This window comes from Pseudomonas sp. JDS28PS106, from assembly GCF_036706555.1.
Lineage (GTDB): Bacteria > Pseudomonadota > Gammaproteobacteria > Pseudomonadales > Pseudomonadaceae > Aquipseudomonas.
The window spans coordinates 14209-29686 of record NZ_JBAJGT010000019.1 but is presented as its reverse complement, the minus strand read 5'-3'; the positions used below and the strand labels follow the sequence as shown (position 1 = coordinate 29686).

The window sequence follows — 15478 nt, the reverse complement described above, 5'->3', positions numbered from 1 at the left end:
TGACTCTCTTTCGGGCGATTTCTCATGACCCAACAGGCCGCCGAAGTCGCGAAACGCCGCACCTTCGCCATCATTTCTCACCCGGACGCCGGTAAAACCACCATCACGGAAAAGCTCTTGCTGATGGGCAAGGCTATCTCTGTTGCAGGTACGGTCAAGTCCCGTAAGTCCGATCGTCATGCCACGTCCGACTGGATGGAGATGGAAAAGCAGCGCGGCATTTCCATCACGACCTCGGTCATGCAGTTTCCCTACCGCGAGCACATGATCAACCTGCTCGACACCCCGGGTCACGAAGACTTCTCGGAAGACACCTATCGAACTCTGACCGCGGTCGACTCGGCACTCATGGTGCTCGACGGCGGTAAGGGCGTCGAGCCGCGGACCATTGCGCTCATGGACGTTTGCCGCCTTCGCGACACGCCCATCGTCAGCTTCATCAACAAGCTCGACCGCGATATTCGCGACCCGATCGAACTGCTCGACGAAATCGAGGCGGTCTTGAAGATCAAGGCGGCGCCGATCACCTGGCCGATCGGCTGCTATCGCGACTTCAAGGGCGTCTACCACCTGGCGGGCGACTACATCATCGTCTACACCCCAGGCCACGGCCACGAGCGGATCGAGACCAAAATCATCCAGAACCTGGATTCCGACGAAGCCCGCGCCCACCTGGGCGACGAGTACGAGCGCTTCGTCGAGCAGCTGGAGCTGGTTCAGGGCGCGTGCCATGAATTCAACCAGCAGGAGTTCATCGACGGTCAGCTGACGCCGGTGTTCTTCGGCACCGCGCTGGGCAACTTCGGCGTCGATCACGTACTGGACGCCGTGGTGGACTGGGCGCCGATGCCGCTGGCGCGGGTCGCCAACGAGCGCAGCGTCGAGCCGCAGGAAGAGAAGTTCAGCGGCTTCGTGTTCAAGATCCAGGCGAACATGGACCCCAAGCACCGCGACCGCATCGCGTTCATGCGCATCTGTTCGGGCCGCTACGACAAGGGCATGAAGATGCGCCACGTACGCACCGGCAAGGACGTGCGGATCGGCGACGCGCTGACCTTCTTCTCGTCCGAGCGCGAACAGCTGGACGAAGCCTACGCGGGCGACATCATCGGTCTGCACAACCACGGCACCATTCAGATCGGCGATACCTTCACCGAAGGTGAGAACCTGGGCTTTACCGGCATTCCGCACTTCGCGCCGGAACTGTTCCGTCGCGTTCGCCTGAAAGATCCGCTCAAGTCCAAGCAGTTGCGTCAGGGCTTGCAGCAACTGGCCGAAGAAGGCGCCACCCAGGTGTTCTTCCCGCTGCGCAGCAACGACATCATCCTGGGTGCGGTCGGCGTGCTGCAGTTCGATGTGGTCGCCAGCCGCCTCAAGGAAGAATACAAGGTCGAATGTGCCTACGAGCCGATCACCGTCTGGTCGGCGCGCTGGATCGACTGCGCGGACAAGAAGAAACTCGAGGAATTCGAGAACAAGGCCGTGGAAAACCTCGCGCAGGATGGCGGCGGTCACCTGACTTACCTGGCGCCGACCCGGGTCAACCTGTCCCTGATGGAAGAGCGCTGGCCGGACGTGAAATTCCGCGCCACCCGCGAGCACCATTGATCGAGCGCGCGATGCCCCTGTGCCAGGCCCGGGGGCATCACGCGCCGTTCAGTGCGCGTATTCCTTGAGCTTTTCCTGCATGAAATCCAGAAAGCACTGGATGCGCAGCGCCAGCTGAGAGTTGCGGTAGTACACCGCATTGATCGGCTGGCGATAGCCGCTGTTCGCCTCGCCGAGCAGACTCACGAGTTGTCCGTCGTGAATGTCTTCGTGGGTCATGAAGTCCGACAGGCAAGCGATCCCCTCCCCCGCCAACGCCAGATGCCGCAAGGTATCGCCGCTCGACGCCGACAACGCTGGCTGGATGACCAGACGATCACCCTCCGCGTGCCGCAGCGGCCAATGGTTGAGCATTTCGACCTGCGTGAACCCCAGCAATGTGTGACGAGCGAGATCTTCGACCGACTCTGGAATGCCGTGCCTTTGCAGGTAGGCCGGGCTGGCGACGATGTTGAGTCGGCAGCTGCCCAGAAAGCGGGCATGCAGGGTCGAGTCGGGTAACGGACCGAGGCGGATGGCGATATCGGTGCTTTGTTCGAGCAGGTCGATGAACCAGTCATCGCTGTTCAGTTCGAGCTGGATGGCCGGATAGAGCCGCCTGAATTCGGCAATGTGCGGCACCACCGAATGCAGCATGAAGGGCGAAGCGGCATTGACGCGCAAGCGGCCGGCCGGGGTCTGTCGCGTCGAGGTCAGATGCTCTTCAAGGCTTTCCATCTGTTCGAGAATGGCGCGGGCCCGTTCCAGAAAGAACCGGCCTTCTTCCGTCAGATCCATCCGCCGCGTGGTGCGATTGATCAGCGTGGTTTCGAGCTTGGCTCCGAGACGCGACAGAGTCCGGCTGATACCGGAGGGCGTCTGCCCCATCTTCTCGGCGGCGGCGGAAATCGAACCGCTCTCGATGACCGAAACGAACACCTGCAACTCGTCGGACCTGGCTTTCACTGTTATCCCCTGTTCAGAACCCAGAGGATATTAACCTTGCCTTGCCTGTAGCGCATCGCCAGCAAGCTGGCTCCTACATGCGGTTCCCCGTAGGAGCCAGCTTGCTGGCGATCCACACAAAATCAGACCTCGAACACCTGCGCTAAGTGCGCCTCATAACGCTTCACATCATTCTCGATGTTCGGCACTTTCATGACGTCCACCGCCAGGAAGGTCGGCAGGCCGGTCATGCCCAGGAACTGGTTGGCCTTGTGGAACGGGAAGTACACAGCATCCACGCCCTTGGCTTCGAAGAAGTCGGCCGGATCATCGAACGCCTGCTGCGGCGCGTTCCAGGTCGCGGAAATCATGTATTGCTTGCCCTGCAGCAAACCGCCACTGCCGTATTTCTGCGACGCATCGGAACGGGTCCGGCCGTCGTTGGCGTACAGGCTGCCATGGCCTTCGGTGAACACTTCGTCGATGTATTTCTTGACGGTCCAGGGCGCGCCCATCCACCAGCCTGGCATCTGCCAGACAACGACGTCGGCCCAAAGAAACTTCTGCACTTCCTCGGCGACGTCGTAGCCGCCATCGATGAAGGTTTCCTTCACGTCGAAACCCGCGCGATCCATGAAGGCTACGCCTGCCTCATGCAGGGTGGCGTTGTAGCGGCCATCGGAATGGGCGAACTGCTTGCCGCCGTTCAGGAACAGTATCTTTTTCATGCAAAGCCTCTCGATGCTCGTCTCTGCCAAAGCCGGGACGGGTCATTAATTTGATGGGCGGCAGAATAAAGATCACACGCGCGATGAAAAAGCGCTCTGAGCGCAAAAAGCATTTGCGCAAGCGTCACGAATCAATCGGCCATTGTTGACTTAAGATAGCCCCGACATTTCAGGAGGCAGCATGAGCGCATTGCACGGTTTCATCCTTCACGCCTACACACGCCCGGAAAAATCCGCCGAATTCGAAGCCCTGTTCAGCTCCTACGTGGTAGCCAGCCGCAGTGAGCCGGGCTGCATCGAATACCACATGTTGCGCGACCAGGCCGATCCCACCGTTTTCATCTTTTACGAAGTCTGGGAATCCCAGGCGCATCTGGACGTGCACTCGGCGCTGCCGCACATGGCGAAATTTTTCGAGAACCGCATGGACTACCTTACCCGTGACTTCGAGATTCGCCGCATCGACATGATCAGCCCATCGTCAGCAAGTGCAGCCCCAACGCCCCCATCCCGATAAAGAACGCGCGCTTGAACATTGCGGCACTGATGCGGTGTCGCAGCCACTGGCCCAGCGCCATGCCCAGTAAAGCCGGCGCCAAGGCAAGCAGCGAAGCGCTGAATTCGCCGCCTGCCAGCGCGCCGTTCCACAACAGCCCGGCCGCCAGCGCCAGCGTGGACACCATGAACGACAGGCCCAGCGCCTGCACCAGCTCGTCACGCGCCATCCCCAGCGCTTGCAGATAAGGCACGGCGGGAATCACGAACACGCCGGTCGCCGAGGTGATCAGGCCTGTTACCAGGCCACATAGCGGACCAAGCCATCGTTCGGCGCTGGCCGGCACTCTGAACGTTGGCAGAAACAAGCCGCTGATGGCGTATAGCGTCAGTGCACCGCCCAACGCGCGGGTCATCCAGTGCTCGCCACTCATGCCGACCAGCAGCGAGCCTGCGCACGTACCGACAAACACCATCACAAGCATCGGCCACAAGCGTACGAGCAGGCCACGCAGATGCCCACCCGCCGCCAATTGCCAGACGTTGGTCACGGTGGACGGAATGATCAGCAGCGCGGCTGCCTGTGTCGGCAGCATAGCCAAGCCCAACAGGCCCATCGCAACCGTCGGCAGCCCGAGCCCGATGACGCCCTTGACCGCGCCGGCCAGCAAAAAGGTGACAAACACCAGCACGGACAGCTGCGGGCCGATGGTCTGGTAGAAATCCAGGAATGTATTCATACCGTGATCCTGCCTTCAGGCAGGTGGTTTGCAAAGCTGGCATATACTGAGCCAGCCTCAGGCATAGACTCAGGCACCCCATTTCCCGCAGACCCAGACCTGACATGCACTTCGACTTTATCGACCTCCGCCTTTTCCTCAACGTGCTTGAGACCGGCAATATCACCGCCGGCGCGGCGCGCAGCCATTTGTCGCTGGCCTCTGCCAGCGCCCGGATCAGAGCGATGGAAGCCTCTCTGGACAGCCCGCTGCTAGAGCGTTGGCGGCGAGGTGTCACGCCCACCCCGGCGGGCAAAGCGCTGGCGCAGCATGCGCGCCTGATCATGCGGCAGGTCGAACGCATGCAGGAGGATCTGGCCGATTACGCCCGGGGCTTCAAAGGACAGATTCGACTGCTGTGCAACACCTCGACCCTGAGCGAGCATTTGCCCGAGCGGTTGGCGGATTTTCTGGTCGCCCATCCGCACATCGACATCGACCTTCAGGAGCAACCCAGCCTGCGCATCCTGCATGCCTTGCGTCACGGCACCGCCGATCTCGGCATTATCAGTGATGCGGTGGATGCCAGTGATTTGCAGACGCTTGCGTTCTGCGCCGACCCCTTGAGTCTGGTCGTCCCTCAGGGCCATGCGCTGGAGAGTTCGACCTGTCCGAGCTTCGGCCAGATTCTCGATCACGATTTCGTGGCGCTGGGTGTTTCCAGCGCTCTGGGTATCTATCTGGAAGAACAAGCTCTGCACACCGGAAAGCGTCTGCGCATCCGGGTACGGGCCGAGGGCTTCGATGGCGTGTTGCGCATGGTCAGCCATGGCGCGGGTTTGAGCATCGTGCCGCAAGCTGCGGTGGATCGCTGGCGGGGGCCAAGACGTTTCATCGCCTTGCGCCTGGACGAGACATGGGCGAATCGCAGATTGCTGCTGTGCAGCGCGGATTTCGCTGCCTTGCCGGGTTATGCACAGGCGCTGGTGAAAGCGTTGAGGGGCGGTGTCTGACCTGATCGCCAGCAAGACGGATCGCCGCCCGCTGGCTCCTACAGCGCCCCGTAGGAGCCAGCTTGCTGGCGATAAACGATAACGCGGTTACCTACCCCTCAGATACCCCACCACCTCCGCCTGATTTCCGGCAAACTCGATCCGGGAAGATTTCTTTTCGCGCTGGTAGACATACATCGGGTCGTAATACTCGCCCAGCAGGCCTTCAATCCAGCCCCGGTGCAACTCGACCGATCCGCTGCGCTGCTGCTCGTCCAGCGCCGCTTGCATGATCGCCAGCAGGCGCTGGTGACGTTCCCCGCCCAGGCGCTTGTGGATGTTGTTCAGACTTTGCAGCAAGCGCTCGCTGAACAGGCTGAAACCGCTTTCCTCGCCCTTGACCTCGTTGAACTCGGCGCACAAGTCGGTCACGTAATCCTTGAGGATGCGCTCGACCCGATTCTCAAAACTGTCCTCCAGCCATACCAGCGGATAATCCTGCATGCCTTGATGCAGCTCCAGCGGCACGTTGCAGCTGCCGACCAGACGGCTTTCGTCTTCCAGCACGAACTGTTCGATACCGGCCGCGCGCTTCTTGAGGATATCGATTGCCAGACGGTTCTCGAAATCGATCTGCGCCGGCTGGCCGGTGGCGCGCTTGCCGAAGCTGGAGCCGCGATGATTGGCGATGCCTTCCAGATCGAGGCTGTTGGGCAACTGCGCCAGCACTTCGGTCTTGCCAGTGCCGGTCATGCCGCCGAGCACGACGAAATCGCACTCGCTGATCGCCGCATGCAAGGTGTCGAGCAGGAAAGTCCGCATCGCCTTGTAGCCGCCGGTGACCAGCGGATATTCAAGACCTGCCTCCTTCATCCATTGCTGGACCGTATGCGAGCGCAGCCCGCCCCGGAAGCAGTACAGATAGCCATCGGGGTTGGCACGGGCGAACGCCAGCCATTCCTGTACCCGTTCTTCTTTCACGCGTCCGCAGACCAATTGATGTCCGAGCCTGATGGCCGCGTCCTGGCCATGCAGTTTGTAGCAGGTACCGACCTTCTGCCGCTCGATGTCGGTCATCAGCGGCAGGTTGATCACTCCCGGAAAAGCGCCTTTTGAAAACTCGACCGGGGCGCGGGCGTCCATCATCGGAACGTCGTCGAGAAACAGTCTGCGGTAATCGGTGGTGTTGCCTGACATCAAACCACCTCTACCGCATGACTCTGTCGCTCCACCAGGGTGCCGATCGGGCTCAGTTGCAGGCCTAGTTCTGCGGCCGCCGACAGGAACTCGTCCTGGCCTTCGGCCGTGACAGCGACCAGCAATCCGCCGCTGGTCTGCGGGTCGCACAGAAGGTCACGCTGGGCGTCGCTCAGGGCGGCGATCTTGTCGCCGTAGCTGTCGAAATTGCGCAAGGTGCCGCCGGGCACGCAGCCTTCGGCGATGTAATGATCGACACCGGGCAACCGTGGCACCGCCGCATAGTCCAGGCGGGCGGTCAGGCCGGCGCCGTCGGCCATTTCCACCAGGTGGCCGAGCAGGCCGAAACCGGTGACGTCAGTCATCGCGGCCACCCCGGCCAGCTTGCCGAAGCGGCTGCCCGGCTTGTTCAGCGTGCACATCCAGTCCCGCGCCAGGCCAATGTCCTGCTCGCGCAGCCTGGCCTTCTTTTCGGCGGTGGTGAGGATGCCGATACCCAGCGGTTTGGTCAGGTACAGGGTGCAGCCGGCCAGCGCGGTGTCGTTGCGTTTCATGTGCTTTTTCTGCACCACGCCGGTCACCGCCAGGCCGAAGATCGGCTCCGGCGCATCGATGGAGTGACCGCCAGCCAGCGGAATGCCAGCGGCATCGCACACTGCCCGACCGCCGCGAATGACCTCGCGCGCCACTTCCGGCGACAGTACGTTGACCGGCCAGCCGAGGATGGCGATGGCCATCAGCGGGTCGCCGCCCATGGCGTAGATATCGCTGATGGCGTTGGTCGCGGCGATGCGTCCGAAATCATAGGGGTCGTCGACGATCGGCATGAAGAAGTCGGTGGTCGACACCACGCCGCGCTCATCATCCAGAGCGTACACGGCCGCGTCATCGCGCGAGGCGTTGCCCACCCAGAGCCTGGGGTCCAGGTTCTGCGCACCGCTGCCGGCGAGAATCACGTCCAGCACCTTGGGGGAAATCTTGCAGCCACAGCCGGCACCATGGCTGTACTGGGTCAGGCGGATTGGCTCGCTCATCGCTACGCTCTCGGAGACTTGAAAACAGGGAGTGAAGTCTAGGGCGTGTGGTCGGGGTAGCGCAAACCGGGGCAGAGTGTAAGAGGCGACACCTCCTGCGTTTGTAGAACCGCTGTCGCGAGCTTCGCTCCCTCCCACAGAGATTGCAGCGACCTCTCTCTCGTGGGAGGGAGCGAAGCTCGCGACACAGACGGCACGGTTCGCCAGACGGATACCGTTCGCCGTGCCGAAGCGGCTGTTTTCCCGCTGGCCTTTCTCGGCGTGCTTCTTATAATCCCCGCACTTCCCGCGCGCGTCGGCTGATCCGCTGCGTTTTCGTTTTTTCCGCTATTGAACCGGAGAACTCTCATGCTCAAACGTACCCTGGCACTGGCTGCCGGCCTTGCCCTGTCCTTTTCCGCGCTAACCAGTCATGCCGCCGACGTGCTCCGGGTCTCGGCGATCCCCGACGAAGCACCGACTGAACTGCTGCGCAAGTTCAAGCCGCTGGGCGCTTATCTGGAGCAGCGCCTGGGCATGAAGGTGCAGTTCGTACCGGTCGCCGACTATCCCGCAGTGGTCGAGGCCCTGGCCACCGACCGGCTGGACATGGCCTGGCTCGGCGGCTTCACCTTCGTGCAGGTCAATCTCAAGACCGGCAACGCCCTGCCACTGGTACAGCGTGAACAGGATGCGCAGTTCACCAGCAAGTTCATCACCTCCGACCCGAGCGTGAAGTCCTTGGCCGACCTGAAGGGCAAAACCTTCGCGTTCGGTTCGGTGTCCTCCACATCCGGCAGCCTGATGCCGCGTTATTTCATGCTCAAGGACGACATCAAGCCCGAAACCTTCTTCAGCCGGGTCGCCTATTCCGGCGCCCACGACGCCACCGCGGCCTGGGTTCAGGCCGGCAAGGTCGATGCGGGCGTGCTCAACGCCAGCGTCTGGGACAAGCTGGTTGCCAGCGGCAAGGTCGACACTGACAAGGTGAAGGTGTTCGCCACCACGCCCACCTACTTCGATTACAACTGGACCGTGCGTGGCACGCTGGACCCGGCGCTGGCGCAGAAGATCAAGCAGGCGTTCCTCGATCTGGACCCGGCCAATCCCGAGCAGAAAGCCATTCTTGATCTGCAGGCGGCCAGCCGTTTCATCGAAACCAGCCCGGCCAACTACAAGGGCATCGAAGAGGCCGCGCGCGCCGCCGATCTGTTGAAATGACCCTGCGTCTTTCCGGGATCGACTTTCGTCATCCCGATGGAGCGCTGGCGCTGCGCGGCGTGGACTTGCACGTCGCGCGCGGTGAGCGGGTCGCCATCATCGGGCCGTCCGGCGCGGGCAAGACCACGCTGCTCAATGTGCTGGCGAGCGCGCTGCCGCCCAGCGCCGGCGAGCTGCAACTGCTCAACGCGAACCCCTGGCGGCTGTCGAGCCGCCAGCGTCAGCGTCTGCGCAGCCGGATCGCGTTGATCCATCAGGCACCGCCTCTGCCACCACGGCAGCGAGTCGTCACGGCGGTACTGGCCGGCAAGCTGGGGCAATGGGGGCTGGGCAAAAGCCTGCTCAATCTGTTGCATCCGCTGGATGCCCCGGGCGCCCGAAACGTGCTTGCTCGCCTGGACCTGGCCGACAAGCTCTTCGACCGGTGCCAGCAATTGTCGGGCGGACAGTTGCAGCGCGTGGGCATCGCCCGGGCCTTGTATCAGGCGCCCGAGGTGATGCTGGCCGACGAACCGGTTTCGGCGATGGACCCGCGGCTGGCTGACCACACCCTGGGACTGCTGTGTGCCCATGCCGTCGAGCACAAGGTCACGCTGATCGCCAGCCTGCATGCGGTGGAACTGGCGCTGGCGCACTTCCCCCGCGTCATCGGCGTGCGCGACGGACGCGTGCATTTCGATCTGGCGGCGGGTGAGGTCGAGCGCGAACATCTCAACACCCTCTATGCCAATGAACAACTGGCCCCGCGCCCGAGCGCCGCAGCGCCCGCGCCCTTAGTGGCGCCGCGATGCTGAACGTGGGATTGCTCGCCCGTGACCGCCGCGACCCTGCCGCCGGACCACGTCTGTTGCTGTGTGTGCTGGCAATCGCGCTGCTGTGGCCGGGCATTCGCTTGGCCGAGTTGAATCCGTCGGTACTGCTGGACCCGGAAAACACCCGAACCATGGGCGCTTTCGTCGCTGGCTTCTGGCCGCCCGCGCGTTCGGCGGAGTTTCTCGAATTGCTGCTGGACGCCACCCTGCAAACCCTGGCAATCGCCACGGCCGGCATGGCGCTGGCCCTGGTGCTGGCGGTGCCGGCGAGTCTGCTTGCCAGCCGTGCGCTGTCATTGTCGGCGGCTTCCCGTAACGGGCGACCGGCCTGGCCGGGCCAGTGCATTCGCTGGCCGGCGCGTGGCGTGCTGATATTTCTGCGCAGCGTGCCGGAAATCGTCTGGGCGTTGCTGTTCGTACGCGCCGTGGGGCTCGGTCCTACCGCTGGAGTACTTGCCATCGCAATCACCTACGCGGGGATGCTGGGCAAGGTCTACGCGGAAATCTTCGAGTCGGTGGACCAGCGCCCGGCTCAAGCCCTGTTGCGCGCCGGCAGCGGCCGCATCGCCGCCCTGGCCTACGGCATCCTGCCCAGCGCCGCCGGCGAGCTGACGTCGTACACCGTGTATCGCTGGGAATGCGCGGTACGCGCCTCGGTGGTGATGGGCTTCGTCGGCGCGGGCGGGCTCGGGCAGCAGATCGACCTGTCGATGCGCATGTTCGCCGGCGCCGAAGTCGCGAGCATGTTGCTGACGTTCCTGTTGCTGGTGCTGGTAGCCGATCAGCTCAGCCGCCTGCTGCGCTCGAGGTTTACATGAGACGCGCGGTCAACCTGATGTTGCTGCTGGCGATTGCCGCCGCTGTCGTCGGCTCTTTTGCGTATCTGGGCCTGGATATGCTCGGCATCGGCGGCGGCGACAGCCTGACGCAGATGAGTGGTTACGCCGCGCGTTTCATGAGCCCGGACCTGAGCACCGCGCATTTGGCGGCAATTGTGCACGGCGCGCTGGAGACCCTGGCGATGTCGGCGCTCGGCACACTGCTGGCGGCGATCTTCGGCCTGTTGCTGGCACTGCCCGCCGCCGGTCGCCTTGGCTGGCCGCTGCGTGGTTTCAGCCGTCTGCTGCTCAATGCGTTGCGGGCGATACCTGAACTGGTGTGGGCGGTCTTGATGGTATTGGCCGCGGGGCTGGGACCGAACGCGGGCAGCCTGGCGCTGGCGCTGCACACCACGGGCGTACTGGGCCGGCTGTTCGCTGAAGCGCTGGAAAACACGCCGCAGCAGCCTGCCGCAGCGATCCGCTTGCAGGGCGGCAGCGCCTGGCAGGCGTTCTGCTACGGGACATTGCCCAATCTCTGGCCGCAGTTGCTGGCGTACAGTCTCTACCGCTGGGAAAACAACATCCGTATGGCGAGCATTCTCGGGCTGGTGGGCGCCGGCGGGCTGGGGCAGATGCTGTACGTCAACCTCAGCCTGTTCCAGGAAGCCCAGGCCAGCACCGTGATTCTGGCGATGCTGGTGCTGGTCTTCGCGGTGGATGCGCTGAGCGGCTGGAGCCGTCAGCGCTGGGTGCGCGGCTGAGCCGGGATCAATATCCCAACGACAGCCCGGTATTGCGCCGAGGGTCGTTGGCCCCGTAGAACCGGTTCTTGCCTACTGGCTCGCCGCCCAGTGCTGGCGCACCCACCAGAATCGCCGCGACGTGATTGAGCGGTTGTGGAGCCGCGAACTTGTGACCCCAGCTTTCGAGAATCTTCAGAGTGTCCGGGCTGACCGCGAACGTATCCAGGTTGGTTTCCTCCGGCTGCCATTGCTGATGGAAGCGCGGGGCGTCGACAGCCTCCTGAATATTCATGCCGTAGTCGATCACGTTGAGCATGGTCAGTAGGGTCGCGGTGATGATGCGACTGCCGCCCGGCGTGCCGACCACCATGACGGTCTTGCCGTCCTTGGTGACGATGGTCGGGCTCATGGACGACAGCGGCGTCTTGCCCGGCGCGATGGCATTGGCCTCGCCCTGCACCAGCCCGTACATGTTGGGCACGCCGACCTTGACGGTGAAATCGTCCATTTCGTCATTGAGAATCACGCCAGTCTTGCTGGCCATGACGCCCGCGCCGAACCAGTCGTTGAGGGTATAGGTGACCGATACCGCGTTGCCCCATTTGTCCACGATGGAGTAATGCGTGGTGTTGTTGCCTTCATGGGGCGCGACGCCCGGCTTGATTTCGTTTGAGATCCCCGCCTTCTGCGGATCGATGGCTGCGCGCAGCTTGGCCGCGTACTCGCGGTTGAGCAGATGGTCGATGGGGTTTTTGACGAAATCCGGGTCGCCCAGATAGCTGTTGCGGTCCACGTAAGCGTGGCGCATCGCTTCAATCTGATAATGCATGGCCTGCGCCGAGCGGAAGCCGAGGTCCTTCATCGGGTAGCCTTCGAGGATGTTCAGGATCTGGCAGATCACCACGCCGCCTGAGCTGGGCGGCGGCGCCGACACCACGTGATAACCCCGGTAGTCGCACTCGATGGGCGCCAGTTCGCGGGTCTTGTACTTGTCCAGATCGGCCTGGGTGATGATGCCCTTGCCGGCCTGGCTCGAATCCACCAGCGCCTTGGCGACCCAGCCTTTGTAGAAACCGTCGCTGCCTTTGCCGGAAATTTCGCGCAGGGTCTTGCCGAGATCTTTCTGCACCAGCCGTTGCCCGACCTGCATCGCCTCGCCCTGGTGCAGGAAAATCGAGCCTGAGTCGGCCATATCGGCTTTGAAGACGTCCGTTGCGGTGGACAGCAGATCGACATCCCCCTGTTCGAGCACGAAGCCGTCTTCGGCCAGCTTGATCGCCGGGGCGATCAGATCCTCGCGCTTGAACGTGCCGTACTTGCTGCGCGCCAGCTCCATGCCCGAAACGGTGCCCGGCACGCCGACGGCCAGATGCCCGCGGGAGCTGGCCTCCGGAATGACGTTGCCCTGCTTGTCCAGGTACATGTCCGCAGTGGCCGCCAGCGGTGCTTTCTCGCGGAAGTCGAGGAAGGTCTTGCGACCGTCTGCAAGCTGAACGGTCATGAATCCACCACCACCCAGGTTGCCCGCCGCCGGATAGACGACTGCCAGCGCGTAGCCCACCGCGACCGCCGCATCCACGGCGTTGCCGCCATCCTTGAGCACGTCGACGCCGACGCGGGTGGCCAGATGCTGGGCCGTCACGACCATGCCGTTTTCAGCGGCGACCGGCGCCTGCGAAGCAGCCTGGACTGGGAAATGGAACAGGATGACAGCTGCCGCGATCAGCGATCTGGCAAAGGGCTCGAACTTCATGGCGAATCTCTTCTTTTTTTGATGATGGGATGTAACAGACCTTTTCAAAGTAGCGGGTCATGAGCGGTTTATCGAATGCACTATCTGACAGAAGGGTCTGATGGCGACGCCCGCAAGGCAAATGGGATACCATCGCGCCCATCAATGAGAATCATCCACGCAGCCGGTCGCGGGGGATGGCTTCGCTGGCTTTGCAGGACTTTCAATGATCTCCGCTGTACCTCAACCCCCGACAGCGCCGCGTATTCTGGTGGTCGACGATCACCGCAAGATCCGCGATCCGCTGGCCGTCTACCTGCGTCGCCATCTGTTCGACGTGCGCACTGCCGAGGACGCGGCGGGCATGTGGCAACTGCTCAAGCAGCAGACGTTCGATGCCGTGGTGCTCGACGTGACCTTGCCTGACGGTGATGGCTTCGAGCTGTGCAGCCGTCTGCATCGCAAGGACAGGTTGCCGGTGATTCTGCTGACCGCTCGCGACACCTGCGCCGATCGGGTACGGGGTCTTGATCTTGGCGCCGATGATTATGTGACCAAGCCATTCGAGCCTCGCGAACTGGTGGCGCGGATCAACAGCGTGTTGCGCCGTCGTAGCGCCGATCGCGCTTCTTCGAGCGCCGCGTTGGCGCCACTCCCGGCATCCAGCGGGCGCCATGAATTCGCGGGGCTGAGTTTCTGCAATGCCACGGCGACGCTGGTGCGTCGCGACGGCTCTTGCGTGCGATTGAGCACGGCCGAAAGCAGGTTGTTGAACGTACTGCTTGAACATCCCAGGACCGTACTCGGCCGCCAGCGTCTGATCGACCTGACGGCGCGGCCGGGAAGCGAAGTCTTCGACCGCGCCATCGACCGGCAGATCAGCCGTCTGCGCCGCAAGCTGGACGATAATCCGGTCGAACCCGAGCTGTTGAGAACCATCTGGGGCGACGGCTACCTGCTGGCCGCCGATGTGGTTTCACACCCGCAGTGAAAGGCTTCGGACTGCTCTGGCCCCGGCGCATGACCGGGCAACTGGGCATGCTGTTGCTGCTGGCGCTGCTCGCTTCCAACGCGATCGCCATGCTGTATCTGCAACGCACCGGCGCGCTGATCCACCCGCTGTCGCGAACCCTGGCGGTGGAGCGGCTGATCACCGCCTGGCATGCCGCGCAGGGACTTTCCGCGCAAGACGCGTCGAGCCTGCTTGCGGCGATGCAAACGCCCGATTCGCATTTCTGGGTCGCCGGCAGCCCCGTGGCCGATGACACGGAGATGCGGCCTGAAGAACTGCGCCTGGTGGCGGACCTGCGCAAGCGCGTGAAACTGCCGGCCGATACGGTGGTCGGCATGCAACTGGAACGCATCAGCGGCGGCCCGGCCCGCGAGCATGTGTTCGTCGCGGCGGGATGGGCGCCGTTGAAGCTGCGCACCAGCATCGACCTGCACAATGGCGAATATCTCAACGCCATCCAGCACCCGGCCGGAGGTTATGAGTGGGGCCGGATGCTGGCCTACACCCTGCCGGTCACGACGATACCAATCTTGTTGATCGTGATCTTTTTCATGCGCCGCATCGTCGAGCCGGTCAAGACGCTGGCGCATGCGACCGAGCGCGTCAGCCGGGGCGAATGGATACCGCCACTGCCACTCTCCGGTCCGCAGGAGTCCCGCGATCTGACCCACGCGTTCAACGTGATGCAGGAGCGGATCGCCCGGCATGTGGAAGGGCGTACCCGGATGCTGGCTGCTATAAGCCACGATCTGAACACGCCCATCACCGAGTTGCGCCTGCAAATGGAGTTGCTGGAAGACGGGCCCCAGCGCGACGACATGCTGGAAAGCCTCGACGAATTGCAGGCCATGGTGCGCGAAACATTGAATTTCGTGCGGGGTGATGCGGTGCAGGAAGCGACCGTCGAGATATCCCTGACGACAATGCTCGACGACCTCGCCAGGCGCTACGCCAGCATGGGCAAGCCCATAGGCTGGCAGCGCGGCATGGATATCCGTTGTCGGTGCCGGCCGCTGGCGTTGAAACGGGCGCTGACCAATCTGATCGATAACGCGCTGTGCCATGCCGGCGACGCCAGCGTCCGCTTGTGGTCGGAGGAAGGAGAGATCCATCTCGAAGTACTCGATCACGGTCCCGGCATCGAGCCGGCCTGGCTGGCTCAGGTGTTCGAGCCGTTCGTGCAACTGAGCCATAACGGCGCGAACCGGACCCAGGGCGGCGGCCTGGGCCTGGGCCTGGCCATCGCACGTTCCTGCGTTCAGGCCCATGGCGGCGAACTGATCCTGGAAAACCGTCCGCCGGCAGGGTTGTGTGCAATGATCCGGCTGCCGGCGCAGCCCCTTTAGGAAGCCGTTCGGTCAGACTCCGCATAACCTTCGTCGCGAGCTTCGCTCCCTCCCACTGGAATGGGGTGCCGCGAACTCTTGTGGGAGGGAGCGAAGCTCGCGACGGGGCCAACGC

Annotated in this window: 15 protein-coding genes; 9 read left to right on the top strand and 6 right to left on the bottom strand. The window is 63.1% G+C overall.

Annotated features, from left to right (window positions below):
- Window positions 1–24 precede the first annotated feature (24 nt).
- On the top strand, window positions 25–1608 hold the full coding sequence (locus TRP66_RS21840) for a peptide chain release factor 3 (protein ID WP_333407110.1): 1584 nt from the start codon (window positions 25–27) through the stop codon (window positions 1606–1608).
- 48 nt (window positions 1609–1656) lie between these two features.
- Here the strand turns inward: TRP66_RS21840 and TRP66_RS21835 are convergent, their stop codons facing one another.
- Together TRP66_RS21835 and TRP66_RS21830 are read right to left on the bottom strand one after the other, a co-directional pair.
- Entirely contained in the window at window positions 1657–2553 is an 897-nt protein-coding gene (locus tag TRP66_RS21835; RefSeq protein ID WP_333407107.1) for a LysR family transcriptional regulator, read from the bottom strand.
- A gap of 122 nt (window positions 2554–2675) precedes the next feature.
- The gene (locus TRP66_RS21830; protein ID WP_333407105.1) at window positions 2676–3260 is read right to left on the bottom strand and encodes an NAD(P)H-dependent oxidoreductase; all 585 of its coding nucleotides are present in this window, start codon (window positions 3258–3260) and stop codon (window positions 2676–2678) included.
- Window positions 3261–3441: 181 nt separating this feature from the next.
- On the opposite strand from TRP66_RS21830, the gene TRP66_RS21825 reads away from it, so the two are divergent.
- Window positions 3442–3777, top strand: coding sequence for a putative quinol monooxygenase (locus TRP66_RS21825; RefSeq protein WP_333407104.1), 336 nt, complete (start codon window positions 3442–3444; stop codon window positions 3775–3777).
- Here the strand turns inward: TRP66_RS21825 and TRP66_RS21820 are convergent.
- Entirely contained in the window at window positions 3731–4495 is a 765-nt protein-coding gene (locus tag TRP66_RS21820) for a sulfite exporter TauE/SafE family protein (protein ID WP_333407103.1), read from the bottom strand. The two genes, TRP66_RS21825 and TRP66_RS21820, sit on opposite strands and share 47 nt — an antisense overlap.
- 104 nt (window positions 4496–4599) lie before the next feature.
- Between TRP66_RS21820 and TRP66_RS21815 the strand changes: the two genes are divergently transcribed.
- A complete protein-coding gene (locus TRP66_RS21815) occupies window positions 4600–5487 on the top strand; it encodes a LysR substrate-binding domain-containing protein (RefSeq protein WP_333407101.1) in 888 nt (295 codons plus the stop codon).
- Window positions 5488–5574: 87 nt separating this feature from the next.
- Here TRP66_RS21815 and mnmH read toward each other — a convergent pair whose 3' ends face one another.
- Both mnmH and selD read right to left on the bottom strand, forming a co-directional pair.
- Entirely contained in the window at window positions 5575–6663 is a 1089-nt protein-coding gene (gene mnmH / locus TRP66_RS21810) for a tRNA 2-selenouridine(34) synthase MnmH (protein WP_333407099.1), read from the bottom strand.
- The gene (selD, locus tag TRP66_RS21805) at window positions 6663–7697 is read right to left on the bottom strand and encodes a selenide, water dikinase SelD (RefSeq protein WP_333407097.1); all 1035 of its coding nucleotides are present in this window, start codon (window positions 7695–7697) and stop codon (window positions 6663–6665) included. The genes mnmH and selD overlap by 1 nt, the downstream gene beginning before the upstream one ends.
- A gap of 348 nt (window positions 7698–8045) precedes the next feature.
- On the opposite strand from selD, the gene TRP66_RS21800 reads away from it, so the two are divergent.
- Genes TRP66_RS21800 through phnE form a run of 4 tightly spaced genes read left to right on the top strand, consistent with a single transcriptional unit; the run spans window position 8046 to window position 11291 of the window.
- Entirely contained in the window at window positions 8046–8897 is an 852-nt protein-coding gene (locus tag TRP66_RS21800) for a putative selenate ABC transporter substrate-binding protein (protein ID WP_333407095.1), read from the top strand.
- On the top strand, window positions 8894–9691 hold the full coding sequence (locus TRP66_RS21795; RefSeq protein ID WP_333407093.1) for a phosphonate ABC transporter ATP-binding protein: 798 nt from the start codon (window positions 8894–8896) through the stop codon (window positions 9689–9691). The genes TRP66_RS21800 and TRP66_RS21795 overlap by 4 nt, the downstream gene beginning before the upstream one ends.
- A gap of 8 nt (window positions 9692–9699) precedes the next feature.
- Entirely contained in the window at window positions 9700–10527 is an 828-nt protein-coding gene (locus TRP66_RS21790; RefSeq protein ID WP_442965246.1) for a PhnE/PtxC family ABC transporter permease, read from the top strand.
- Entirely contained in the window at window positions 10524–11291 is a 768-nt protein-coding gene (phnE, locus tag TRP66_RS21785; RefSeq protein WP_333407089.1) for a phosphonate ABC transporter, permease protein PhnE, read from the top strand. The genes TRP66_RS21790 and phnE overlap by 4 nt, the downstream gene beginning before the upstream one ends.
- Before the next feature lie 7 nt (window positions 11292–11298).
- Here phnE and ggt read toward each other — a convergent pair whose 3' ends face one another.
- A complete protein-coding gene (gene ggt, locus TRP66_RS21780; protein WP_333407087.1) occupies window positions 11299–13026 on the bottom strand; it encodes a gamma-glutamyltransferase in 1728 nt (575 codons plus the stop codon).
- Window positions 13027–13234: 208 nt separating this feature from the next.
- On the opposite strand from ggt, the gene TRP66_RS21775 reads away from it, so the two are divergent.
- Together TRP66_RS21775 and TRP66_RS21770 are read left to right on the top strand one after the other, a co-directional pair.
- Entirely contained in the window at window positions 13235–13996 is a 762-nt protein-coding gene (locus tag TRP66_RS21775) for a response regulator transcription factor (RefSeq protein WP_442965245.1), read from the top strand.
- Between the two features lie 29 nt (window positions 13997–14025).
- Window positions 14026–15363: an ATP-binding protein gene (locus TRP66_RS21770; RefSeq protein ID WP_333407083.1), complete on the top strand. Its 1338-nt coding sequence runs from the start codon at window positions 14026–14028 to the stop codon at window positions 15361–15363.
- The last annotated feature ends 115 nt before the right edge of the window (window positions 15364–15478 follow it).